Source organism: Methylomonas sp. HW2-6 (assembly GCF_052474525.1).
Genome location: NZ_CP184124.1, coordinates 943,344 through 967,591 on the forward strand (window position 1 = coordinate 943,344; position 24,248 = coordinate 967,591).

Consider the following 24,248-nt stretch of genomic DNA (forward strand, 5'->3'; position numbering starts at 1 on the left):
CACTAGCCGCTAAACACGCCGGTGTCGAGCTTGTCTCGGCACCGGCGTTTTGTTTTCAGCCGATGTAATATTGGCGCATCATGCCCAAATCTTCGTGCTCCAGATTGTGGCAGTGATACAGGAATAAGCCCTTGTAATCCTGGAACGGCTTGATGATGTTCACCTCTTCTCCCGGCATCACCAATACCGTATCCTTCCAGCCCGAATCGATAAACCCGTCTTTCACCGTTGCATAGTCTGCGGCTTTGGTATTTGCACCGTTGCGGGACAGGATCTGGTACTGCTGGCCATGCAGGTGTATCGGATGGGCCATTTCCATCATCATGCCCCCCATTCCGCCCATGCCCCTGCGGTCCGATTCCGCGCCGCCGCGCATGCCGCCCATCCGGCCCATGCCCATACCGCCGCTGTGTTGGCCGTCCGCGCCACCATGGTCGTGGAAGATTCTGATTTTTTTGATCGAGCCCAGCGCCACTTTCTCGTAATCCATGACCCTGTCCATCGAGAACGAAAGTCCGTTCAATAGCGGCCGCATATGGCGAATCGACAAAGCTATCGGAATCGGGTTGTCCCGGTTGTCGACATTGGCTTCGCTTAGGCGCTGCAACGGCACCAGGGTTTTCGGCAACTTCGGCGAGTCGGCAACTTTTTCGCTGACCTTGAACGCCGCGATCGGAAATTTCGCGCCCTGCGCCAACTTGCCATGCATCATGCCCATGCCGCCATGCATCCCCGGCAAGGCGCCGGAATAGGCCAGGCTGTTTAGGGTCAAGCGCGTGCCAACGGCTCTGCCGCTGAAATCCAGCCACAAATCGACCCGCTCGCCCGGAGCCAGCATGATGTAGGGCCGGGTTTCCGGCTGCGCCAGCAATCCGGCATCGGTACCGATCGCTGTCAATGGCGTGCCGTCGTCCCAACCGAGTTTGTAGATTCTGGAATTGGAGCCGTTGACGGCACGAAACCGGTATGCGCGGGATTTGACGCTGAATTCGGCCTGCGGTTTGCCGTTGACCAATATCGTGTCGCCCAAAAAGCCCATCATCCGCTCCGGCATCGCCTGCAGATATTGCAATTGGTTTCGCTCGTCGAAACGCCGGTCTTGAATGACAAGCGGCAGATCGAATTCGCCGCGCGGCAAATCGAGCTTGGCTTCGTCGGCGTCGTTGACCACGATCAAGCCGGCCAAACCGCGATAAACTTGTTCGGCGGTCAAGTCGTGGGCGTGCGAATGGTACAAACTGGTGCCTGCCCGATTCAGTACTTCGAATTCGTAAACGTATTGCTCGCCGGGCTGTATCGAATACATCGGGTGGCCGTCGCTGTGCTGCGGCACATGCAGACCGTGCCAATGAATGATGGACGGTTCCTGCAGGCGGTTATTGAAAAATATCCGTACCTTCTGGCCCTGCTGCAAGTTTAGGATCGGGCCGAGATAATTGTCCGGCAGTGTCCGCAATGTGCTCGCCGGCCCCTTTAAAAGAGAGGCGCTGTAGGTTTGTACCCGGGTGGCCGGGCCGTCTGCAAAAACGCGTACTTGCGACGTTTGCGCGGAAAACTCGATTTCGACATCGGCATTAAATCCCGGCGTGGCTTTGCGCAGCAGGCTGCTGCCGGTCGCCGCCGACAATCCAGGCAGCGCCGCGAAGGCTGCTCCCGCTGCCGAAGTCTGCAAAAACCGCCGTCTGCTGTGGTTGGTTTGATGCGTCATTTTCCTCTCCCCCTGTTGGCCCTTTGAAAAAGCTCATAATTATTGGGTTTGAACATACTCCAAATTCCAGTGCCGAACAACTTGCCCTTAGGCCTTGACCGCCAGCCCGCGGCAACCCAATCACAATCCGGAATTGGGTGTTAGAATGCTCGGCGAGCGATATGCAAACGCCTAACCGGGCCGATTTAACTCCGGTCGGGGCCACGGCGGGCAAGCGTAAAACTATTAAAAGAGGACATTATGCGTAACTGGAAACTGTTGCCGGCGCTGATGGCGGCAACCCTGGTAGTAGCTGCCGTTTTGTACGTGGCGTTCTACTTCGTGTTTCTCGATTTTTTCGTCGATTTATGGTGGTTTCGCTCGCTGGAATTCGAAACCTACTTTTGGTTGAAGCTGCTCTATCGCTTTATCTTTTCCGGGGCGGTTACCGCATTCTTCTTTGCAATCTTCCTGTTTCATTTCTGGATCGCCTCCCGTTACCTGGGCCTTAACCCGCCTGACGACATCTTGATGGACGACGGCAAACGCCGCCGTTTTCAGCGTTTTGCCGATGTGTTTATGACCGGCTCGGCTAAGGTTTACACGCCGGTCTCGCTAGTGTTGGCCATCGCGATCGCGGTCCCTTTCTACTTGCAATGGGAACAAGCGCTACTGTTCTTCTTCGGCGAAGCCGCCGGCATCACCGACCCGGTATACGGCAACGATGTCAGCTTCTACATGTTTTCGTATCCGATTTACATGTTGATTCAAAAGGAATTACTGACTACGGCCGCGCTGGTGCTGTTGGCGACAGGCGTGTTGTATTGGCTGGAACACGTGTTTGTACCCAACCAAAGTAAGGAGTTTCCGCTCGGCGCCAAAATCCATCTGGCGGTTCTGTTCGGCTTTGTCGTGCTGTTCGTGATCTGGGGCTTTCTGCTAGACCGGTTTTCGCTGCTGTATTCCGACCAAAACGAACCGGTGTTTTTCGGCCCCGGCTTTGTCGAATTGCATTACCAATTGCCGTTGATTTGGCTGGAAATATTTTTCATCGCCGCGATCGCGGTCTCTATCGTGTTTTATGCATTTTCGGAACGGCACCGCAGCAAAACCCCGACCATCGTTGCCGTGCTCGGTTATCTGGCGGTCTGGGGGCTGAGCGGCTCGCATACCATTCCGGAAATGATCGAAAAGTTTATCGTCAAGCCTAATTTTACCCGGACAGAGGGCGATTCGATGCTGCACAACATCGATGCGACGATGGCGGCTTACGACCTGAACAACATCAAAGTCGTCGATTTCAAAGTCAATCTCGACGCGACCAAAGATATCGAGGCCTGGTCCAACGTCAAGCATTTCGAAAACATTCCGGTCTGGGATCGCGAGTTTTTGATCGACAGCTACATGCAGTTGCAGGGCTTGCGCTCGTACTACGTGTTTCCGACTGTCGACGAAGACCGCTATTTCATCAACGACCATTTTCAGCAAGTCAATCTGGCGGCGCGGGAAGTCAACATCGAGCGCATGCCGAAGGAAGCCCAAAACTGGGAGAACACCCATCTGCGCTTCACCCACGGTTACGGTGCGGTGGTTTCGCCGGCGGCGCAAGACGCCGGTATTCCAATCGTCTGGTATCTGCGCGATTTGAACATGAGCTCCGACGTCGGCTTTTCGGTCAAATATCCGGATATTTATTACGGTCTGGAAAAGTACCGTTATGCCATTGTGCCTAACCAACTGGCGGTATCCGATATCTCCACGTCGGCACCCGACGAAGGCAAAGATTACCGCGGCAATACCGGCATCCCGATCCCATCGCTGTTTAGAAAGCTGTTGTTTGCCTTTTATTTGAAAGACGAAAAAATCTTTTTCTCGCCAAGTATCTCGGGCGATAGCAAATTATTGCTGCGCCGCAATATCGACGAACGCATCAGCGCGTTGACTCCGTTCCTGCATCTGGACAAAGACCCGTATCTGGTCATCGACAAAGACCGGTTTTACTGGATCCAGGACGCCTATACGCTATCGAAATACTATCCGGTCTCGAAACCGGCCGCCGACGATTATCTGGACGGCAGCCACCAGTTCAATTACATCCGCAATTCGGTCAAAGTGGTGGTCGACGCTTACGACGGCAGCGTCGACTATTACATTGCCAACCCGGATGACCCGATTATCAAGGCATACAGCCGAGCCTACCCCGGACTGTTAAAAAACCTGAAGGAGATGCCGGATCACTTGCTGAAACATTTGCGCTATCCGCGCGATTTGTACTTCATGCAAATGAAGATTTACGCCAAGTACCACCAAAACACGCCGGAGTTGTTTTACGAGCAGGCCGAAACCTGGCAATACGCCACGGTCGACGGCCAATCGGTTTTGCCCTATTTCATTACGATGGATTTCAACCGTTGCAACGACACCGAAGAATTCGTCATGATCAATCCGATGACGCCGATTCGCCGCGACAATCTGAGCATGGTCGGCCTGGCCGGCACTTTGGACGAAGCCGACTGCGGCCGCGGTTACAAACCGGGTATTACCATCTTCAAATTTCCGAAGGATGTACAGGTCAACGGTCCGTCGCAGGTCAATGCCTTGATCGACCAGAATCCGGAAATCGCCGCCCAATTCACGCTTTGGAACCAACAGGGTTCTGAAGTGAAAAAAGGCCGCATGGTGATTTTGCCGATGGGCAATTCGATTTTGTACGTGCAGCCGATTTACATGCTGGCGACCAAAACCAAAATGCCCGAGTTAGCCCGAGTTATCGTCTCGATCGGCAATCAAGTGGTGATGGATAAGACGCTGCAGGCGGCATTCGACCATTTGAAAGCGCAGTTTATCAAAGGGGCTAACGGCCCGGCCTCCGGCATTTCGGCAGTCGGCGGCAAATAAGCCTTTGGTGGTTTCTACGGTTCAATGCAGCAGCATGGAGCAAAGCTGGTCTTCCAGCTCCATGCGTTCTGCCAAGTGCTCGCCGAGTACAGATAAGTCTTGCGCCAGATTATCGGTTTTGAATTTGCGCCGGCCTTCGTCGTAGGTGTCGCTGAACGATACCGCCGAGGCTGTGATCTTGGAAAACGCCGGATAAATCCGTTCCGCATAGTTCAGTGCCGTAGATTCGTCCTGTGTTTCGGTTAATAGATGCTCGTAAATGCCGAAATGGCCGAGTGAAATATAATCGATCAGTAGCTGAGAGAATTCGGATAGCACGGAGCGCAAATGACTGTCGCCATTGAATGGCAGCATTTTCCCTATCTGGCAATACAACTCCCAAACCGCGGAGCGTTCGGCCAATAATGTTTCGACCCAATGCCGGGCGCTGGCGCTTTTTTCGGCGCGGTAGACGTTAGACTCGATCACTGAAGTTCTCCCTAAATAAAATGACGAGCCTTAAATTTAAGTCACTTATTAACAATATTCAACAACACATTAAAAACAAAGCATTTTTTAATGAAAAATGTGAACGACTCAGCACCTGAGATTTTTGTTTTTGTGGCCCTGCCCTGTGAAGCAAAGCCCCTGGTTGCCGCCTGGAAGCTTAAAAAAAACACGCAAATACAAGCGTTTGTCACTTACCAGAATCAAAACAGCGTTCTTACGGTTAGCGGCCTGGGAAAAGTAGCGATGGCCGCAGCAGTGGCCTACACGCTGGCGCGCCACCCGGATGTCGCGCAACCCTTGTTGTTGAATTTGGGCGTGGCCGGACATCGCAATCTTCCGCTAGGCAGTTGCGTTTTGGCTGATCAAATCATTGACGCCGACAGCGGCCGGCGCTTTTATCCGCAGTTGCCTTTCTCGGTGCCGTGTCCGACCCACGCTTTAAAAACAATGTCCCAAGCAGATGAGACATATAGCGACGGCTACATCCGCGACATGGAAGCCTCCGCCTTTTTCGAAACCGCGGTTAAATTCAGTTCCAGCGAACTGGTTCATTGCTTGAAGGTGGTATCCGATAACGCCGACTCGCCGCTGGCGAACATCACTGAGGATGCGGTAACAAACTGGATTGACGGCCGGCTTTCGGTTGTGGCAGACCTGATAGTTGCGCTGAGGGAGTTGAGAGCTGTAATAGCGGTGCCTGACGGGCGGGATTGTCAAGGCATCCTGAGTCGATTTCATTTCACCGCGAGCAATGCTGCAAAATTACAATCGCTATTGAACCGGTGGCGTTTGATGAATGGGGTATCGGTGGATTTAGCGAAAATCGATGCCAAAAACGCAAAAGACTTGATTGCGCAACTGGAAGCCTTAGTGGCTGAAAAGCAATTTTATTTGTAACGGGAAGGCCGTTCTGGAACGGTAGAGCAGACGGGATAAAAAACAGGGCGCCGAAGCGCCCTGCCGCGAAACGATTACAGCAATTTTTTCAAGCCATCGATGCCGGCTTTCGCTTTTGCCAAGTGCTCTTTAGACTCTTGCAGGTTGGCGGCTTTAGCAGCGGTGATAGCGGCTTTCAGGTGAGATCTGACTTTTGAATTTTCTCTGGCAACTTTATCGTTGGCATTGATTTCTTCGGAAAAATCAGCGGCTTTTTTGATCAGGGCTGCAACTTCAGCGTCTTCAGCGCCGTTGTTAATCGCAGTCTCGGCAGCAGCGATACGCTCTAAAACGCCATTGATCGCATCAATAGGTTTGTAGGACGTTCTGCCGGCTTCGGCAACCGCAGCAGTCGAAAAAGAACCCATAGCGGCAGCCAAAGAGAACGCGATAACAGCACTTTTTAAAATTTTCATGTATTGAACCTCACAGTTATTTTTATAAGAACATATAGCTGCTAATCCAACCGATTTAGCCACCACATGTTGGGCCGGGATAATAGCATAGTTCATGCGCTTTGCTAGCGAGTTTATTGGCGAAAATCAGGGTTTTTCCGGCCCGTTTCGCCTCATTCGACGCTGACCAGTAACTTATCCAACCACGCTGTCGGCAGCAGGCGTTTCAGCCAGGCAAATAGATGGGTCGGGACCGTAACCCGGTAACGGATTTTAGGTCGCGCGGACTCCAATGCCGCCGCGACTTTTTCGGCGACCGCCGTGGCCGGCAAGGTAAACGGCGCCGCCGGACCTTGCTTTTGCAGGCGAGCCTCCATGGCTCGATAGGTTTCTTTGTGGACGCTGCGTTCCGGGTCGATGTTTTGCCGGTACAAGGCAAACGCGTTCTGCCTAAAACGGCTCTCGATCGGCCCCGGCTCGATCAATACCACATGCACGCCGCTGCCGCGCAATTCCAGACGTAAAGTATCGACCAAACCCTCCAGCGCGAACTTGCTGGCGTTATAGGCGCCGCGGAATTTCATCGCTACAAAACCCAGCACCGAACTGTTGTAAATGATCCGGCCGTGGCCTTGCCGACGCATCACCGGCAACAACAAATTGGTTAACTCGTGCACGCCGAAAAAGTTGGTTTCGAACTGGTTGCGCAATACATCCCGACTCAGATCCTCCACCGCTCCTGGTTGGCCGAACGCGCCGTTGTGAAACACCGCATCGAGCTTGCCGTCGGTTAACCTCAATAACTCGTCTACAGCAACACGAATGCTTTGCGAGTCGGCCAGATCGAGTTGCAGGCATTCGTAGCCCTCGCCGCGCAAGCGTTCGACATCCTCCGCTTTGCGCGCCGAGCAGATCACCCGGTGGCCGCGTAATTTCAGATAAAGCGCGGTGCTGTAACCGATGCCCGACGAGCAACCGGTAATAAAAATGATTTTGCCTTGGGTCATGGCTGGCTCAGGTCGCTTTCGCTGAAGGTATAGGTTTTACCGCTGCTGCAGTTGATCGAGAACACCAACTGGTCCAATTTGCTTTTGCCGTTCAGTTCGTCGGCTTCGACCCGTTGGCATTCGCCGCCGGCCAAGGCTTTCTGAGCTGCTAAACGCCGAAATTTCTCGACATCCGGCAGCCGGGTTTCGAACGGTTTGATTTCAACCGGTAATTTATCGGGATCGTAGGGCGGGACGGCAAAAGCGGAAAACTGCAGCGGATTTTGCTTGATCAGGCTTTGGGTTTGCTCGCTTTCCGATTTGGCCGCCTGCTTGGTTTGCGCGATCAAGTCCAGTTTGGCCTGCTGCGCCGCGCGCTCCTGCTCTGACTGCAATTTCTTCAATTCGGCTTCGTCGGCTTGCTTCTTCTCTTGTGCGGTGATGTCGACGCTGCTGCCGGTCTTGGGATTCATTTGCACCGCTTTATGTTGCTCGGTGCACGGCGACGACTGATAGTTAGTATGGCCGCTGGCATCGGTGCATTTATAAACGCCTGCCCAGCTGTCGCAAGACAGGCACAGGGCAAAAACAAAGAACAGATTTTTCATTGTATTCCTGTTGGTTAAACGCTACTGTAAAACTATCACTTAGCTTGCCCTTACTGTAAACAGATTTTTCAATCCGCCGATGTTCGTCCTGCACAGCTCCAACAAAACCGAAAACCTGCTGGAGCACTTGGTCACGGTCATTAGCGCCGCACCATTATCGTCGCCGTTCGCCGCCGAGTTGTTCTTGATTCAAAGTCAGGGTATGGAACGCTGGCTATCGCAGCAACTGGCAGCGCGGCTGAAGGTTTGGGGCCATTTCAGCTATTTGTTCCCGGCCAAATTCTTCGCCGAAATTGCCGCGACGCTGCACGACGAACTCTACGAGCCAGCCTTCGACCGCCATTGGATGCTATGGCGCTTCGAAGCCTTATTGCGCGATCTCGACGCCGAAGTGTATCAGGCTTTGCGGCAATATCTAGTCGGCGAAAACGCCGAGCTTAAGCGTTACCAATTGGCGCAACAATTGGCGCGGGTCTACGACCAATACCAGATGCTGCGGCCGGACCTGCTCGAGGCCTGGCAAGCGCGGCGCCTGCTATACGGTAGCCCGGCGGAAGCCTGGCAAGCCCAGTTGTGGCGAGCCGTCGTTGCCGAAATCGGCCAGCGTCACCGCGGTGTGCACTGGCTGCAAGCGATCGCCAAACTGCAGCAAGCGGAACCCGGTGCGTTCGCCGGGCAATTGCCGGAACGGGTTTCGGTATTCGGCGTCAACAGCTTGCCGCCGCTGATGCTGAACTACCTGCAGGCCTTGTCCCGCCATTGCCATGTCCACCTGTATCTACTAAATCCGGTCCAGGGTTACTGGGCCGACCTGCCGCCGAAGCGGCTGCTGGCCGAATTGCAACAGTTCGACGGCCATCCCTTACTGGTCCGGCTGGGTCAGCAAGGCCGCGAATTCCAGCAAATGTTGCTGGAGCAGGCCGAATTCGCCTTCGAACCCAGCAGCTTCGAGCCGGCTGAGCCCGAGACCGTGCTGCAATGCCTGCAAAACGACGTCCTCGCCAACCGGGTACCGCAGCAAATCCGGCTGGCGGCCGACGCTTCGATCGGTATTCACGCCTGCCACTCGCGCCTGCGCGAAGTGCAAGTGTTGAAAGACCAGCTATTGCAAACCCTGGAACAACACCCCGATCTGGATCTGCGCGACATTGTCGTGATGGCGCCGGACATCCAGGCCTACGCCCCGTTCATCAGCGCGGTATTCGACGACATCCAGCACGCCGTCGCCGACCGCAGCCTGAAAATCAGCGATCCGCTGCTGGACGCTTTCATCCGTTTTCTGAAACTGTCGCAAAGCCGGCTGGGCTGGCGCGCGGTCATGGATTTACTCGAGCAACCGCTGATTCACACAGGCTTCGGTTTGGCGGCTGCCGATCTGGAATTGATCGCCTATTGGCTGCAGGAGCTGCACGTGCGCTGGGGCCGGTCGGGCGAGGCCAAGCAAGCGCAGGGCCTGCCGCCGACGCCGCAGAATACCTGGCAGGCCGGCCTGGAGCGGTTGTTCATGGGTTATGCCCTGGCCGAAGACGAGTTCGTCGACGACATCCTGCCCTACCCGGATATCGAAGGCTCTTCGGCGCAGGCGCTGGGCGGCCTGAACGCTTTCCTGCAACTACTGTTCCGGGCCGGCGACGAGTTGGCGGCCGCGAAAACCCTGAGCGAATGGCAAACCTGCCTGAGCCGCTACGCCGACGGCCTGTTGGCCGGCGCCGACACGGCGCAACGCCAAGCGCTGAATGAGCTGCTGGCCGAAATGGCGGAGATGGCCGCGATTCACGACCGGCCGCTGGCTTTGGCCGTGATCGTCGCCTGGCTGCAAGGCCGGATGGACGAAACCAAATCCGGCGCCGGCTTTCTGCGCGGCCAACTGACTTTTTGCTCGATGCTGCCGATGCGGTCGATCCCGTTTCAGATCATCGCCTTGTTGGGTATGAACGACGGCGAATTCCCGAAAATCGAACGCCAGCCGACCTTCGACCTGCTGGCTGCGCATCCGCGCTTGGGCGACCGTTCGCGCCGTGCCGACGACCGCTACCAATTTCTGGAAATACTGCTGTCCGCCCGCCGGCAACTGATCGTTACCTATCTGGGCCAATCGCTGCGCGACAATAGCGAAATTCCGCCGTCGCCCATCGTCAGCGAATTGCTCGAGGTACTGCGCGACGGTTACGGCCTGGACGGCATCGTGGTTCGCCACCCGTTGCACCCGTTCAGCCAGCGTTATTTCCTCGGCCAGGATCCCAACCTGTTCAGCTACGCCCGCCACGATTGCGACACCGCCCGCCGCCTGCGCGGCGAGAAACCGGCGCCGCAGCCCTGGTGGTCCGGCGCGTTGCCGGCCGAAACCGACACCGTGATCGAAATCGACCGCTTACGCCAGTTTTTCCACCACCCGCAACGCTATTTTTTCCGCCACTGCCTGGAACTGCAGCTTCCCGGTTTGATAGTCGACGCCGAAGAGCGCGAACCGTTTGCCTTGAACAGCCTGGAAGATTATTTGTTAGCCCAGGAGTGGCTCGATGCCGAACTGCAGGGCAAAGTATTTTCGCTGGCAAAATTGCAAGCCCGCGGTTTGTGGCCGGCCGGCGCCGCCGGCGAAATTGCCTGGCGCCGCCGCCAGCCGGCGATCGCCGAATTCGCCGCGATTATCGCCGGCAAACAACTGGGGGAACCGCTGCCGCCCCAGGCCATCGATCTGACCATCGGCGATTGCCGGCTGGTCGGCAAACTGGGGCGTTTACACCAACACGGCGGACTGATTTACCGCTTCGGCAAACTGAAAGGCCGCGATTTTTTCGGCGCCTGGTTACAGCATTTGATTGCCAACCGCATCGCGCCGCAAGCCACCCACTTGGTTTGTGCCGATGCCGATTTACGGTTTCCGGCCCAAGCCGACCCCGACGACGCGCTACCGCAATTGCTAGCGATTTTCCGGAGCGGCCAAATCCGGCCCGACGCGTTTTTTACCGAAGCGGCGCTGGATTTCGTGCGTCATAACGACCCGGAAACGGCGCTGGCGGCAACGGCCAAACGCCTGGCCGACGCCATCGAACAGGGTTACGAAGCGGAAATCGGCCAACTGTTCGCCTACCGCGACTTGAGCGATTTGCTCGGCGACGCATTTAGCGGGTTCTGCCGGGATTGGCTGGAACCGGCCTGGAGGGCGGCGCATGCAGAGTAAGGCCTTCGATGCCACTCGCGGCGAGCTGGAAACCGGGATCAATCTGATCGAAGCCAGTGCCGGTACCGGCAAGACCTACACCATTGCGATGCTGGTGCTGCGCTTTGTGGTCGAATGCCGGCTCGACATCAAGCAACTGCTGGTGGTGACCTTCACCAAAGCCGCCAGCGAAGAACTGAAGGACCGCATCCGCGCCCGCCTGGTCGAGGCCCGGCACATTCTGCTGCATCCGGCGCCGGACGACGATCCGGCGATTACCGCCTGGCTGGCAGGCTTGACGCAGGATAGCGCCAGCATTCGCCAACGCCTGGAACTGGCGCTGCTCGATATCGACCAGGCGGCGATTTTCACCATCCACGGTTTCTGCCAACGGGTGTTGGCCGAGCACGCACTGGAAAGCGGCCAGTTGTTCGATTGCGAACTGAGCGGCGACGTGGCCGAATTGAAGTTGCAGTGCGCCGACGACTTCTGGCGTCGGCAAATCTACCAACGCCCGGCCTGGCAAGCCGCATTGCTGCTGCGCGCCTATCCGACTCCGGACACCTTGCTGGATAGCGTGCTGCGCATCGATCTGCAGCAAAACGCCTACCCGCTGGATACCGATCTGGACGCCGATCTGGCGGCGCTGCCGGCCTTGCGCGCGGCGGCCGCTGCGCAATTGCCGACGGTAGCGGCAACCTTGATCGACGCGCTAGAAGCCGGCTACTTTAGCGCAAGCTTCGCCGCCGGTTTGCCGCAACGGCTGCAAGCCCTGGCAGAGTGGTTGCAAGACTCGGAGCAGGATTTGCCGGATTTCGACTGTCTGAACCAAGTCACGTTGCTGGCCGGTCTGAACGGCATCAAATTCCGCAGCAGCAAGAACAAGCCGTTGCCGGCCGAGGAGCAGAAGCAGCAGTACTTGGCTGGCCTGAATATCGATTGCGCGCCGTTCGAGGCTCTGGCCGACGCAGTGCGGCGGCTGCCGGTCGCGTTGCGCGCCGCGTTGTTGGCCAGCTTGCGCACGGAGCTGGACCGGCGCCTGTTGCGGGAGAACGTGTTGTCCTTCGACGACCTGATCACCCGCTTGGCGGCGGCGCTGGACGGCGACAACGGCGCCTTGCTGGCGGCGGAATTACGCTCGCGTTTCCGGGCAGCGTTGATCGACGAATTTCAGGACACCGACGCCAAGCAATGGCGGATCTTTTCCGGCGTGTTTGCCAGCGCGGAACATTACTTGTATTTAATCGGCGATCCGAAGCAGGCGATATACAAATTCCGCGGCGCCGATATTTTTTCCTACTTCGCCGCCCAACAACGCGCCGACCGGCATTACACGTTGCTGCACAATTGGCGCTCGCATCCGCATCTGGTACAGGCGGTGAACCGCTTGTTCCGCCGGCAAAAACCGTTTTTGTTCGATCAATTGGATTTCACGCCGGTCATGGCCGGCCGCCAGCCCGGCGACGGCAGCATCGCCGGTGCGCCGCTGGTCCTGTGGCAGCTCGATAAAAATCCCGGCAAGCAGGAGCATTGGACCGCGCGCAAAGGTAGTTCCGGGGAAGTCTCGGCGCTGATCGAGCACGCCGTCGTCGCCGAAATCAGCCGGCTACTGACGGCCGGCCGCATCGCCGAAAAGCACGGTGCGGAACGGCCGGTACAAGCCGGCGACATCGCGATTCTGGTGCGGAGCAATGCCGCTGCCGCGGCCTATCAACAGGCGTTGCTGGCAGCCGGCATACCGGCAGTATTGAACAGCAAGCAGTCGGTATTCGCCTCCATCCAAGCTTTCGAGTTGTACCACGTGCTGCGGGCCGTAGCCGGCGCCGGCCAAATCGATCTGTTGAAGCAGGCGTTGGCCACGCCTTGGTTCGGATTGGACGGCCAGCAATTGTACCGGCTGAGCCAGGACGAGGCGGAGCTGGACGCTTGGGTGTCGCGCTTTCAGGACTATCTGCAATGCTGGCGCAACCAGGGCCTGCTGGCGACGCTGCAGCAACTGCTGCGGCGGGAACGGATCGAACAACACCTGTCGGCGCAACCCCAAGCCGAACGGGTGCTGACCAATATCCACCATTTGGCCGAGCGGCTGCAGCAAGCGGCCATCGACGAGCATCTGGCGATCAACAAGACGCTGGACTGGCTGCGGTGGGCGATTCAGCAAGCGGCGCAAGACAGTAGCGAAGATCGCCAATTGCGGCTGGAAAGCGACGAGGACGCGGTCAAAATCGTCACGCTGCACAGTTCCAAAGGCCTGGAGTACCCGCTGGTGTTCTGTCCCGATCTATGGCGGCGCAGCGACCGGCTGAAAACCGAAACCGCTTTGGTGCAATGCCACGAACACGGGACGATGGTCGCCGACCTGGGGTCGGCACAATTCGCCGAACGCCGCGAACAAGCCTTGTTCGAAGAATTGGCCGAGGACCTGCGTTTGTTTTACGTGGCGCTAACCCGCGCCAAGTACCGCTGCTATCTGAATTGGGCCGACGTCCGCACCAAGGAGCGGGCCAACGATTCGGCCATGGCCTATTTATTCGAATTCGCCGACTGCGATTTCGCCGGCCAGCAGTGGGTGCTGCAACAGCTGGCAAGCGCAGAACCGGATTTATTCGAGTACCGCCTGCTACCGGCCGAAGCGGCCGGCGAGCTGGCCGAATTGCCGGCCGACCGCCGTGCTACCGACCTGGCGTTGGCGCATCGCCGCCAAACCCGCAGTCTGCACAGCATCTGGCAAATGAGCAGCTACACCGCGTTGGCGGCGCTGAGCCTGGAGCAGACGCCGGAACTGCCGGAGGATAAAGCCGAAGAAAGCCACGGCCAACCGGCCGGCGATGAAGCCCTGCCGCGCGGCGCCCACACCGGCAACGTGATCCACAGCCTGCTGGAGACTGTGGCGTTTGCCGACTTGGCCGGGCGCCGCGACATCGGCCGCGCCAGCGCCCAAGCCTGCCTGCGCTACGGTCTGCAGTTGGCGCAACCGCAAATTTTGAGCGAGGTGCTGTACCGGGTAACGGCCACACCGCTCAGCGAAGATCCGGGGTTTTGCCTGAAAAATCTGGCGCCGGCGCAGTGCATCAAGGAAATGCCGTTTTACCTGTTCATGCCGGGCCGGGTGGATACCGCCCGCATCAACCGGATCCTGGCCGCCTGTCCGGCCTATCAGGCGCTGGACGCCAAACAAATCAGCGGCTATCTGACCGGCTTCATCGATCTGGTCTGTTGTTACGGCGGCCGCTACTTTGTAATGGACTACAAAACCAACGCCTTGGCGGACTATAGCCAGGCCAGTCTGCTGCAGGCCATGCGCGAACACAATTACGGCCTGCAATATTGGCTGTACAGTCTGGTATTGCACGCATACCTGGACCAACGCCTGCCGGACTACGATTACGCCCGCCATTTCGGCGGCGTCAAATACTTGTTCGTGCGCGGCATGGAGCCCGAGCGGCCGGCAAGCGGCGTGTTCGCCGACCGCCCGGAGCAAGGTCTGCTTGGCGATCTGGCCGATGTGTTCTTCCGTACCTAGCCGATTTTCAGCGCTGCTACGATTTAAAAATCCGATTTTGCCTGTTCTCGTGGTGGCTTGGCGGCGTCGATCCGGCCAGGGACAATCTAAATATGTTAAATCACCCAGGCCGGTATCGGGATTTGCCGATATCAAGCCAAAGAGCCAGCCAATACAATAAGTTACCATTTGCCGCTTAGGGGGTGTTTGGGTTAAATCCCCTAACTTCCGTCGTCCGTTTCATCGCTTGGGCTTGTCGTCATCAGACCAAGCTGGAGCGGACATCCATTCTCTCAATCGCGACTCGAATCTCCCGTCCACCCTTTCCGGCCCCGCCGTTCCTAATATTTCAGCCGCTCGGCTTCCCGCTCCAGCCTGCTGAATCGGCATCTGGTTTTATTTGTTAGGACTGGCATGGTATCTGCTGAACTCCTGTTGTAGCGTTTGCCAGCGTTCTGGTGGCGGCTGTGGCCCGCCCGACCGGTGCGTTAGCAACCGCCGCTCACTAAAGGAATATGCCGTTCGGGGTCCAGCCGTCCGGTTTTCAAGGAGGGAGCACTTCGCCACATCCGCCGCAAGGTGGAGCCGGAAAGCCGCGGATCTCGGCAGCTCGAGACAGCCGGGCCGCCTCTCGTGCGAGAGTCATCGACGGCTTGAGTCGTTCAAGCCGCTTATAGCGTTTATATCTTTCATTTAGGAAAAAAGTATGCAAAAGATCGGATCGAAATCGCTGCGGCTACGCTGCGTACTGGCTGCCGGCGCGCTGGCAATCGCTAACGTGGCAAGTGCGGGCACGCTGAACGGCGGGGTATTCCAAATTTCCTATGACAATCCCGATGATTTGTTGTCGGGCTTGACCTTGGGCGACGGCGCGATCACTTCGTATTATGTCGCCAATTATTTCGACAAGTCGTTGGCGGACAATATGAATGTGTCGCAAATGCTTGGCGTGGCAAACGATACCTACCCGGCGCCTGCGACGCTGTCGTTCGACATCAACCCGTCCAGTTTGGCCGGTACCGGCATTCCGTTCGGTAGCGGCGGCCGCAACAACAAAGCGACCACTTTAACGTGGGGAAGCAGTCAGGACGCGTTGACCAACTCGTCGACCTTTACCGCCAGCGGCGTTGCCGGGCTAAACGGTGTGGTAATGACTCGCGGCAGTTTCACCGGTACGCTGCTATCCGGCGATTACCAATTCGGCTACGTCGCCGCTCGCAATAATGGCGTCAACAGCGGTTGGGCTCTGACCAACAACGTCAGCTTCTCGTCCACCACCTACGATACCCGCAACATCAGCGTCACCACCGACGGCGACAAACTGCTGTTTACCGGCGAACTGTGGTATTCCGCCAGCACCAGCGCCTTCCTGTTCGGCGGCGACGGCGTCAGCCAAGCCGGCCGCGCCGGTACCTTCAGCCTGATTTCTCCGGCTCCGTCTGCGGTTCCGGTGCCGGCAGCGGTCTGGTTGTTCGGTAGCGGTTTGTTCGGCGTGATGGCCTCCACTCGGCGTAAACGCAAAGCCATTCCGGCCTAAGCCGGCTTTCGCACCCGGCCATACCCGGGTGCTTTGTCTTGGCTGGCACCGTTTTTCGAGATTATTTCCCTCAGCATGACTATGAGTATTCATTTAGCTAGATTTTCGGCGCTCCGCTTCGGCTGGGGTATGTTGCTGGTCACGGCGTTGTTATCCCCGGCGGAGGCCGCCACGGTATCCGGCGGCTGGTTGGTCGTGAACTTGGATCGCGACGCGTTGGCCGCCGCCGTGGATATCGACGAAACGCCTGCCCGGTCGATGTACCTGGAAGAGTTTTTCGACGCGCAGGCCTCGCGCAGCCGGAGCTATAGCCAAATTTTGGAAGACCACCTGGTGCCCGGCGTGGCGGAGATTCCCGCAACCGGATTGACGTTTGCCGTTAACGGCAGCTCGGTCACCAACTTAACCAACCGGCGGAGCAAGCCGACGACCATCGACTTCGATCCGGCCGATTTCGAGGCCACGGTGACGGGTGCTATCGGCTTGGCCGGGGTGTTCCGGTTTCGGGTCGATACCGGCTCGGACTTCAATCGCATTTTATCCGGCGATTACACCTTGGAATACGCCGCCGCCAATATCGACCTTGCCAGCGGCCGCTCGGCCTGGAGTCTGTACAACCACGTTTCTTTCCGCTCGCAGTCTTACAACCTGTTCAACGTCGTGATGGGACTCGATTCCGGCCGCTTCAGTCTGTCGGGCGATCTGGGTTTGGGAGAGGGCTACGACCACCTGAACGGCACCCGCGATGCGATTGTCGGCAACTTCAAGCTGCAAACCGCGGTGGTGCCGCTGCCGCCGGCATTCGCGTTGTTCGCGGCCGGCTTGGCCGGGTTCGGTTTTTGCCGCAAGCCAAGAGGACACATGTTATGAAAATCGACCTAGGCCAAGCGGCTAGCACCTGTCCGCTCCGTTGCGCGCCCCCTGCGAAGCGCTTGGTGACAGCGTTGGCGGCTTCGATGCTGACCGCCGGCTGGACGCAGTCCGCGATCGCGAATCAATACAGCCAGGGCGCTTATATCAGTACCCAAGTCAATGTCACCGCCGACGGCAAAAATATCGTCGGCGATGCCGCCAACGAACCGAGTCTGGCGATCAATCCACTGGACCCGGCCAATATGGTGGTTTCCTGGCGCCAGTTCGATTCGGTGGACTCGTCGTTTCGGCAAGGCGGATGGGCTTATACCGCCGATGCCGGTGCGCATTGGCATTTCAACGGCACGATCACACCGGGCGAAGGCCGCAGCAATCCGACCCTGGATGTCGACGCCTTGGGCAATTTTTACTACCAGAGCCTGCATTTCGATCCGAGTTATACCTTTGTCCAAGACATCCAGGTCATCAAATCATTGGACGGTGGCCGCAGTTGGGAAGCGCCGGTGTTCGCTTACGGCCAAGGCGGCGACAAGGCCCAAATGGCCGTGGACCGCAGCGGCGGCACCAGCGACGGCCACGTCTACCTGAATTGGCGCGACTGTCTGGCGGAAAAATGCTTCGTCCGCTCGATCGACAGAGGCGCCAGCTTCCAGCCGCCGCTGGCAATCCCGGAGACCCCGACCTTCGGCACGATGCGGGTCGGCAACGACGGCGAGCTGTATCTGGCTGGCAGACGGGAGCCGCCGGAATTCGACGAGGAACACCAAGACCGTAACCTGCATCACCACCTGTTTTCCCGGTCATTGAATGCCCGCGATCCGGCGCAAACCCCGACCTTCGATACCCGCGAAATCGACTTGGGCGGTCTGGCTCCGCTGTTTTTGTTTAAGCAAAACCCCAACCAATACGGGCCTATCGGCGACGTCCAAGTCGGTGTCGATAGCTCGGCCGGCGCGATGCGCGGCCAGCTTTATGTTTTGGCGACGGTCGATCCGCCGGGGGCGGACAATCTCGACATTACCTTCGTCCGCAGCGGCGACGGCGGCGACACCTGGAGCGCGCCGATACGCATCAACGACGACGCGCAGAGCAAAAATAACTGGAATTGGTTCGGGATGATGGGCGTGGCGCCCAACTCGCGCATCGATGCCGTCTGGTACGACACCCGCGATAGCGGCAATTACAAGGTGTCGCGGCTGTATTACAGCTACTCCTGGGACGGTGGGCAAACCTGGAGCAAAAACGTTCCGGTTAGCCCGGCATTCGACACCACAATCGCTTACCCGCACGGCTCGACCAAGATCGGCGACTATTCCACCTTGGTGTCGGGCAAGGACGGGGCCAGCCTGGCCTACACCGCAACCTATAACGGCGAACAGGACGTGTACTACCTAAACGTGTTTCCGGACTGTAACCAAAACGGCCAATCGGATGTAACCGACATCGAGCGGCGCCGGGTCGGCGACACCAACACCAACCATGTGCCGGACGTGTGCGAGGCCATCACGGTGGCCGGCGATTTTGACGGCGACCGCGATGTCGATCAAGTCGACATTAACCGGATTCTGGCGGCGCGCGGCAGCAAGATCGCCGCCGGCGACCCGCGCGACATCGACCGTAACGGCGTCGTCAACCTTCTCGATGCCCGCAAACTGGTGCAATCCTGTACCCGGCCGAAGTGCGCGACCAACTGAACAAATTTCCACAGACCGCTGACCAGCCCATCAAACATAAGGAGATACCGCAAATGAAAAACCGTTTTAGCCTGACTCTGCTCACTGCGTGGTTATTATCGATATCGGGAACGGCAGGGGCCGCGATCGAATTGAGCCTGGTGCCGATCACGCAGACCGCTTCGTCGCTTAGCGTCGGCGTTTCGATATCCGGCTTGGGTAACGCTGCGGCGCCGTCGTTGGGAGCCTACGATTTGGACCTGGTTTTCGACGGCGATCATTTAGCGTATGTCGGCGCGGTATTCGGCGATCCGGTTTTGGGTAAGGCTTTGGACCTGCTGGATTTGGGTTTGAATCCGTCGGCGGCGGCACTGGCCGGCGCAGGCCGGTTGAATCTGTTCGAATTGTCTCTGGATAGTGCGGCGACACTAAACCAATTGCAGGCGGACAGTTTCATCCTGGCTGTGCTCAATTTCGATTTTCTGATGGCCGGTAGCAGCCAATTGAGCCTGAACATCAACGCCCTAGGGGATGCCAACGGCGATCCGTTGCAGGCCGCCGCGACGCCGATCGCTGTCACTTCCGTACCCTTGCCGCCGGCTTTTGCCTTGATGGCCGCCGGCTTGGGCTTATTGTACCGGCGCCGCGCTTAGTGCCGTTTCGACTCGGCCGCATCTCGATATTCCTTTATCTTGCCGCTGCGGTGTCGTGTGCATTACCCGAGGGTGTTATTCGACCGGCCGTGCTGTGAAAGGCAAGTATCGGCGGATAGGCGCCGCGTTTACCCGTCAGGAGGAGATCAAAATGTTGGGATCGATTCGCCGCGCGACCGTGCGTGGGCTCTGCTTTGTCATACTGCTGCCGGCAAACGCGCAATCCGGTTTTACCCTGTTTGAAAGCGGCCAAGTCCGGCCGTTGGCGCTGTCGCCGGACGGCAAGTTACTGTTTGCCTTGAACAAGCCGGATAACCGGCTGGAATTGTTCCGGGTCGGCGACCGCAGTGCAGTGCCGTTGGGATCGGTCCAGGTCGGGTTGGAGCCGGTCGCCTTGGCGGTCAGGAACGACAAGGAAATCTGGGTCGTCAACCATCTATCCGATAGCGTCAGTATCGTCAATCTGGACGAGAACGGCAGCGGCCGAGTGACCCGGACCCTGTTGGTTGGGGACGAGCCGCGCGACATCGTTTTTGCCGGTCCCGGCAAATCCCGCGCCTTCGTTACGACCGGCGATGTCGATAAAAACGACTTGAGTTTGCTGTTGGCAAGCAAAAATACGGCGGCGGCCATCGGCGATCCGAAAGATTTGGATTACGACGGCACGATCACCGCCCAGGATGCCCGTAAGTTGATTTCGCTGTGTAGCCTGGAGCGTTGCGCGCTGAATTGAAGCGCAGGTGCCGGAGCTACTGGTCATCCAGTGGTGAGGCTCGGCCTGATCACTCTGGAATCGGAATCAACGGATATTCGGCGCCGCTGTGCGACCGGCGGTAGCGGCCGGGGCTGGTGCCCAGGCAGCGTTTGAAGGCGCGGCTGAACGACGATAGCGAGTCGTAGCCGCAGCGGCTGGCGACTTTCTCGACCGTCATGCCGCTTTCGCTGAGCCAGTCGGCGGCGATCTGCATCCGCCAGCGCGTCAGATACTCCATCGGCGGCAATTGGAAATGGCGGTCGAATTTTTGGATCAATGCGGTTTTCGACAAACCGACCTGGGCGCACAGCCCGTTCAAAGTCCAATCCCGCCACGGCTCTTGGTGAATCAGAGCCAAAGCCTTTTCCAGCCGGGCGTCCGCCATGGCGCCGAACACGCCGCCCCGAACCGAACCGGACTCGATGCAGTGGCGCACCGCCAACAGGAAAATGCCGTCGCACAGGCGTTCGATCACGGCAAAGCTGCCGAAGCGGCCGCTGTCGGATTCGGCCGTGATCAATTCGATCAATTGCGCCAGAATCGGCCCGGCCTGCCGCTGCCTGACCACGATCTCGGTCGGCAAGGTCCGCCAGACCGGCAACGGCGCAACCCCTGGTTCGATCAGGCCGCAGACCATGCCGCTGTCGCCTTGCGGCCAGTGCGCGGTGCGGGCGCCGGGCAAATCCGGCCTCACGTCGCTCGGGCTGTAACTGAGATAGTGCTTGCGGGCGTGCGGCAAAAACAACACCAGATCGCCGGTTTCCAGCCGCAACGGCTCGGGCCAGGCCGGCGAGTGGACCCAGCCGCACCCTTTGGTCACCAAATGAAACCAGATCGCCTGTTCGGAATTATGGTCGACCACCCAGGGGCCGCACAGGCCGCCGGCAAATACCAGTCGCGCCCGCAGACTCAGACTGTGGAAAATTGCAGACAGGCCATCCATACGTCAACCTCGGTTAAACGGCCGGTCTCGGCAACAGCGCCGGCCTTTACGCCGCCGGCACATGATAGGACTGTTTCCGGACTGTGGGCAAAGGTTTGCCGGCGGGGTGTATTCGGGTGGGATTGAAGTCGAGGCGGAGAGTGATTTTGCGAAGGGGTGAGCCGTAACTGGTTTTTTGGGTTGTCTCAATGATCCTGACGTACGCATAGCGTATAAGGCTGTCATGCTATGATTCGGACTAGACTGATGCGCTAAGAACGCACCTTATCGCGTTGTCTGTAATAAGACCTTACTGATCTTGGTATGCGTTATGTTTTAGTACTCCTTTTAGAAGAAAAAATAGACTTATGACCGTCGCAAACATCAACACGACCATGCTGACCTGGGCGCGCGAGCGCTCCGGCATTGCCGTGTCTGAATTTGCCCGGAAATGCGGTGTCAGCGAAGATAAACTCAGAGAGTGGGAATCCGGCCACCGGCCGTTGACCTTCAAGCAGGCCATGACCTACGCTGAAAAGGCCCATATCCCGTTCGGTTATTTGTTCCTAGTCCAGCCTCCAATCGACGATTTGCCCATTCCCGATTTGAGAACGATCGAAGGCCAAATCGGCCGGAACCTTAGCGCAGAATTGCTCGACCTGATCAAGCTGATGCAACAGCGCCAGGAATGGTACAAAGACTATTTGCAACAACATTTTGTCGGTCCAAATCCTATCGTTGGCCGCTTTGCTGTCAAAGATGGAGTCAGAGCCATCGTCCGAGATATGCGCATCGCGCTTGGTGTCGGCAATCATCCGCAACGCGGCAGTTGGGAAGATTACTACCGCGATTTGGTCAGCCGTATCGAGTCTGTCGGGGTTTTGGTAATGCGCCAAAGCGATGTGGGCCACTACACGCGACCGTTGCGCGTCGAAGAGTTTAGAGGTTTTGCAATTGCTGATGATTACGCGCCGATCATTTTCGTCAACCATGCAGATGCCTTAGGTGCACGGCTATTCACCCTGATCCACGAACTCTGCCATATTTGGATCGGCCAGTCCGGCATTTCTGATGCCAGTACCCACGCGCATCGTGAAGAAGAAATACTTTGCAATGCCGTCGCCGCAGAATTTTTAGTGCCTGCGTCTGAATTTGAAATGCTATGGCAACCCGACCTGGAAAGCTGGCAGGCCAATTTGGCGACGCTGGAAGCACATTTCCACGTCAGCACCTGGACCTTGGCTCGACGCGCGCTGACACTGAATTTCATCACCCTGGACGAATACCAGCGCCACATTAGCGCCCAACAAGCAGCCTATCGGGATCGCGAAGATAGTGGCGGCCCTGGTTACTACCGCACCAAAAAAGCTCAAATCAGCCTGCGTTTTTCTCGTGCCGTCGTTAGCCAGGCGCTCTGCGGTCAACTTTTACTCCGTGAAGCCAGCCAGTTATTGGGCGGTATCAAACCTCACAAAATCGCTACCTTTGCCAAGGAGTTGGGCGTTTGAAATATCTTTTGGATTCCAATACCTACATTCAAGCCAAGAACTTCTATTACGGTATGGATATCTGCCCGGCCTACTGGGATTGGTTGGATCGGCAATTTCAATTGGGCTTGGTCGCCAGTGTGCAGATGATCGGAAAAGAACTCAGAGACGGTGACGACGATTTGGCAGAATGGGTCAAGCTCCGTCCGGCACACTTCATCGACAACGACGACACCGAAACTCAGTGGGTGTTTTCCGAAATTGTCCGAAGTGTCGCAACCGGCGATTACAATCCCGGCAACCGCGATAACTTCTTAGCGAAAGCTGATCCCTGGCTCATCGCCAAAGCTAAAACCCTGGGGGCGTCAGTGGTCACTCATGAAGCTTTGTTGGCGCCGAATACCAAGAAAGTTAAAGTTCCGAATATTTGCCGCCAATTCGGCGTGCAGTGCCTGGACACGTTTCAGTTTCTGCGGGAACTGAATGCCAAGTTCGTTTTAGAGCGTTAATTTTCAGCGAATTAGAAGAGAGCTAAACGGATCAAAACGCACTTAGTCTTTTCACTAATTTTTCGCGTCCAATCCCATTCCCACCGGTTTTGCCCTCGGTCTATTTCCGATCGATTTCGGGCCCACTCAAGGCATAGATCAAGTCAGCAAATTCGGACATAAAATGTGAAATAGCTAACATATTATTCGCTATTCCCGCGCGCTAGACTATCGCTGCCGTTTGGCCTTTACCTGCAATTTTCAGGAGGATTCCCAATGCGAAACCCTAGCGCTTATTCCCTGCTTTGCGGCGGCTTGCTAGCCTGCTTCAGTTTATCCGCCCACGCCGTCTCTCAAATCGGGGCGGCCGGTTATACCGATTTGGACGGCAACTTCGTTCGCGAAAATGTGACCGCGGATGCCGAACCCAGCCCGCCCGGTACGCCGTTCGACCGCTCGGTCGTCGCGGTTCAGGCCGGCGATCCGAACGGCGCGTTCTACTACAGTGCCTCGGCCGATATCGGCCTGCTGGAGTTGAAAGTGTTCGGCCAAATCGACAATACCGCGCAAGACGCTAAAGCCAACGGCGAAATTGGCGTACTCAGCGCTCGTGCCGAATTGGACGACGTGATTTCTCTGCACTCCGACCTGGCTACGCCTTATGAGGTGACTTTCGAACTGCAAGTGGACGGCATTTTGAGCATCTTAGGCGGCAGCGCCAACGGCTTCGCTTCGATCAATTTCGGACCGACCAGCGGCGCCGATGCTTTCGACTCCAGCTTTTATAGTAGCGACGGCGCCTTCAGCGATACCTTGTCGGTGACCAAAACTTTTACCGGCAACGTCGACGCCGATATCGGCGCCTTGTTGAGCTTCACGATATTTGCGGTCGATCAGAACGCCATCATCACCGGCGCCTTGAATAACACCGCGACGCTGAATCTGATTCTGCCGCAGGGTGTGACGATCGCCGCCTCCGAGTCAGGCACGTTCGGCATTCCGATCCAACCGGTGCCCTTACCGGCGGCGTTGCCGTTATTTTTGACCGGCATTGCCGCCACCTGGGCCGGCAGCTTCCGTCGCAACCGGCCGTGCAGCCGGTGTGCGGCCGAGGTTTAAACGGTCGGAGTATCCGTTTCGCGCCGGCGGTTGCCGGTGGGGCTAGGCGGCATCGGGCGCAAGCGCTTCCCGGCCGCTGTC

General features: G+C 57.5%; 18 protein-coding genes and 1 riboswitch. Of the genes, 12 read left to right on the forward strand and 6 right to left on the reverse strand.

The genetic code is table 11. The features are described from left to right. Window positions 1–55: 55 nt before the first annotated feature. Window positions 56–1,708 (reverse strand): multicopper oxidase family protein, encoded by a 1,653-nt coding sequence (locus ACH518_RS05420; RefSeq protein WP_445372159.1) that lies wholly within the window; start codon window positions 1,706–1,708, stop codon window positions 56–58. 240 nt (window positions 1,709–1,948) lie between these two features. Here ACH518_RS05420 and ACH518_RS05425 point away from each other — a divergent pair, with 240 nt between their 5' ends. Beyond that, window positions 1,949–4,585, forward strand: a complete 2,637-nt coding sequence (locus tag ACH518_RS05425) for a UPF0182 family protein (protein WP_140913585.1) — start codon at window positions 1,949–1,951, stop codon at window positions 4,583–4,585. A 21-nt stretch (window positions 4,586–4,606) separates the two neighbouring features. On the opposite strand, the gene ACH518_RS05430 is transcribed toward ACH518_RS05425, so the two are convergent. Continuing rightward, the gene (locus ACH518_RS05430) at window positions 4,607–5,053 is read right to left on the reverse strand and encodes a sigma D regulator (protein WP_260839377.1); all 447 of its coding nucleotides are present in this window, start codon (window positions 5,051–5,053) and stop codon (window positions 4,607–4,609) included. 90 nt (window positions 5,054–5,143) lie between these two features. On the opposite strand from ACH518_RS05430, the gene ACH518_RS05435 reads away from it, so the two are divergent. After that, complete coding sequence (locus ACH518_RS05435; protein WP_445372160.1) at window positions 5,144–5,971, forward strand: 5'-methylthioadenosine/S-adenosylhomocysteine nucleosidase family protein; 828 nt, start codon at window positions 5,144–5,146, stop codon at window positions 5,969–5,971. 74 nt (window positions 5,972–6,045) lie between these two features. Here the strand turns inward: ACH518_RS05435 and ACH518_RS05440 are convergent, their stop codons facing one another. The 3 genes from ACH518_RS05440 to ACH518_RS05450 are packed head-to-tail and all read right to left on the reverse strand — an operon-like array spanning window position 6,046 to window position 7,999. Then, window positions 6,046–6,522, reverse strand: a complete 477-nt coding sequence (locus ACH518_RS05440; protein WP_260839378.1) for a hypothetical protein — start codon at window positions 6,520–6,522, stop codon at window positions 6,046–6,048. Window positions 6,523–6,578: 56 nt separating this feature from the next. Then, window positions 6,579–7,412, reverse strand: a complete 834-nt coding sequence (locus ACH518_RS05445) for an SDR family oxidoreductase (protein ID WP_140913587.1) — start codon at window positions 7,410–7,412, stop codon at window positions 6,579–6,581. Beyond that, the gene (locus ACH518_RS05450) at window positions 7,409–7,999 is read right to left on the reverse strand and encodes a DUF4124 domain-containing protein (RefSeq protein WP_445372161.1); all 591 of its coding nucleotides are present in this window, start codon (window positions 7,997–7,999) and stop codon (window positions 7,409–7,411) included. The genes ACH518_RS05445 and ACH518_RS05450 overlap by 4 nt, the downstream gene beginning before the upstream one ends. Before the next feature lie 79 nt (window positions 8,000–8,078). On the opposite strand from ACH518_RS05450, the gene recC reads away from it, so the two are divergent. From recC to ACH518_RS05485, 7 genes are all read left to right on the forward strand, one after another. Further along, entirely contained in the window at window positions 8,079–11,180 is a 3,102-nt protein-coding gene (gene recC, locus ACH518_RS05455; RefSeq protein ID WP_445372162.1) for an exodeoxyribonuclease V subunit gamma, read from the forward strand. Beyond that, entirely contained in the window at window positions 11,170–14,682 is a 3,513-nt protein-coding gene (recB, locus tag ACH518_RS05460; RefSeq protein WP_445372163.1) for an exodeoxyribonuclease V subunit beta, read from the forward strand. The genes recC and recB overlap by 11 nt, the downstream gene beginning before the upstream one ends. A gap of 531 nt (window positions 14,683–15,213) precedes the next feature. Continuing rightward, window positions 15,214–15,293: riboswitch (cyclic di-GMP riboswitch) on the forward strand. A gap of 74 nt (window positions 15,294–15,367) precedes the next feature. After that, window positions 15,368–16,198 (forward strand): PEP-CTERM sorting domain-containing protein, encoded by an 831-nt coding sequence (locus ACH518_RS05465; protein ID WP_445372164.1) that lies wholly within the window; start codon window positions 15,368–15,370, stop codon window positions 16,196–16,198. 81 nt (window positions 16,199–16,279) lie between these two features. Beyond that, window positions 16,280–17,068, forward strand: coding sequence for a hypothetical protein (locus ACH518_RS05470; protein WP_445372165.1), 789 nt, complete (start codon window positions 16,280–16,282; stop codon window positions 17,066–17,068). After that, the gene (locus ACH518_RS05475; protein ID WP_445372166.1) at window positions 17,065–18,765 is read left to right on the forward strand and encodes a hypothetical protein; all 1,701 of its coding nucleotides are present in this window, start codon (window positions 17,065–17,067) and stop codon (window positions 18,763–18,765) included. Before ACH518_RS05470 ends, ACH518_RS05475 begins: the two co-directional genes overlap by 4 nt. Window positions 18,766–18,818: 53 nt before the next feature. Beyond that, on the forward strand, window positions 18,819–19,397 hold the full coding sequence (locus ACH518_RS05480) for a hypothetical protein (protein ID WP_445372167.1): 579 nt from the start codon (window positions 18,819–18,821) through the stop codon (window positions 19,395–19,397). Window positions 19,398–19,548: 151 nt separating this feature from the next. Beyond that, window positions 19,549–20,130: a YncE family protein gene (locus tag ACH518_RS05485; RefSeq protein ID WP_445372168.1), complete on the forward strand. Its 582-nt coding sequence runs from the start codon at window positions 19,549–19,551 to the stop codon at window positions 20,128–20,130. A 49-nt stretch (window positions 20,131–20,179) separates the two neighbouring features. Here ACH518_RS05485 and ACH518_RS05490 read toward each other — a convergent pair whose 3' ends face one another. Continuing rightward, window positions 20,180–21,094: an AraC family transcriptional regulator gene (locus ACH518_RS05490; RefSeq protein WP_445372169.1), complete on the reverse strand. Its 915-nt coding sequence runs from the start codon at window positions 21,092–21,094 to the stop codon at window positions 20,180–20,182. A 347-nt stretch (window positions 21,095–21,441) separates the two neighbouring features. Between ACH518_RS05490 and ACH518_RS05495 the strand changes: the two genes are divergently transcribed. From ACH518_RS05495 to ACH518_RS05505, 3 genes are all read left to right on the forward strand, one after another. Beyond that, on the forward strand, window positions 21,442–22,581 hold the full coding sequence (locus ACH518_RS05495; RefSeq protein WP_445372170.1) for an XRE family transcriptional regulator: 1,140 nt from the start codon (window positions 21,442–21,444) through the stop codon (window positions 22,579–22,581). Next, window positions 22,578–23,069 carry a DUF4411 family protein gene (locus ACH518_RS05500; protein ID WP_445372171.1) on the forward strand — a complete coding sequence of 164 codons (492 nt, stop codon included), beginning with the start codon at window positions 22,578–22,580 and terminating at the stop codon, window positions 23,067–23,069. Before ACH518_RS05495 ends, ACH518_RS05500 begins: the two co-directional genes overlap by 4 nt. 255 nt (window positions 23,070–23,324) lie before the next feature. Then, complete coding sequence (locus ACH518_RS05505; RefSeq protein ID WP_445372172.1) at window positions 23,325–24,167, forward strand: hypothetical protein; 843 nt, start codon at window positions 23,325–23,327, stop codon at window positions 24,165–24,167. The last annotated feature ends 81 nt before the right edge of the window (window positions 24,168–24,248 follow it).

Coding starts and splice junctions, on each gene's coding strand:
- ACH518_RS05440 (WP_260839378.1), bottom strand. CDS start 6,522: ATGAACTATGCTATTATCCCGGCCCAACATGTGGTGGCTAAATCGGTT.
- ACH518_RS05490 (WP_445372169.1), bottom strand. CDS start 21,094: ATGGATGGCCTGTCTGCAATTTTCCACAGTCTGAGTCTGCGGGCGCGA.
- ACH518_RS05450 (WP_445372161.1), bottom strand. CDS start 7,999: ATGAAAAATCTGTTCTTTGTTTTTGCCCTGTGCCTGTCTTGCGACAGC.
- ACH518_RS05470 (WP_445372165.1), top strand. CDS start 16,280: ATGAGTATTCATTTAGCTAGATTTTCGGCGCTCCGCTTCGGCTGGGGT.
- ACH518_RS05445 (WP_140913587.1), bottom strand. CDS start 7,412: ATGACCCAAGGCAAAATCATTTTTATTACCGGTTGCTCGTCGGGCATC.
- ACH518_RS05420 (WP_445372159.1), bottom strand. CDS start 1,708: ATGACGCATCAAACCAACCACAGCAGACGGCGGTTTTTGCAGACTTCG.
- ACH518_RS05435 (WP_445372160.1), top strand. CDS start 5,144: ATGAAAAATGTGAACGACTCAGCACCTGAGATTTTTGTTTTTGTGGCC.
- recC (WP_445372162.1), top strand. CDS start 8,079: ATGTTCGTCCTGCACAGCTCCAACAAAACCGAAAACCTGCTGGAGCAC.
- ACH518_RS05425 (WP_140913585.1), top strand. CDS start 1,949: ATGCGTAACTGGAAACTGTTGCCGGCGCTGATGGCGGCAACCCTGGTA.
- ACH518_RS05475 (WP_445372166.1), top strand. CDS start 17,065: ATGAAAATCGACCTAGGCCAAGCGGCTAGCACCTGTCCGCTCCGTTGC.
- ACH518_RS05480 (WP_445372167.1), top strand. CDS start 18,819: ATGAAAAACCGTTTTAGCCTGACTCTGCTCACTGCGTGGTTATTATCG.
- ACH518_RS05505 (WP_445372172.1), top strand. CDS start 23,325: ATGCGAAACCCTAGCGCTTATTCCCTGCTTTGCGGCGGCTTGCTAGCC.
- ACH518_RS05485 (WP_445372168.1), top strand. CDS start 19,549: ATGTTGGGATCGATTCGCCGCGCGACCGTGCGTGGGCTCTGCTTTGTC.
- recB (WP_445372163.1), top strand. CDS start 11,170: ATGCAGAGTAAGGCCTTCGATGCCACTCGCGGCGAGCTGGAAACCGGG.
- ACH518_RS05465 (WP_445372164.1), top strand. CDS start 15,368: ATGCAAAAGATCGGATCGAAATCGCTGCGGCTACGCTGCGTACTGGCT.
- ACH518_RS05495 (WP_445372170.1), top strand. CDS start 21,442: ATGACCGTCGCAAACATCAACACGACCATGCTGACCTGGGCGCGCGAG.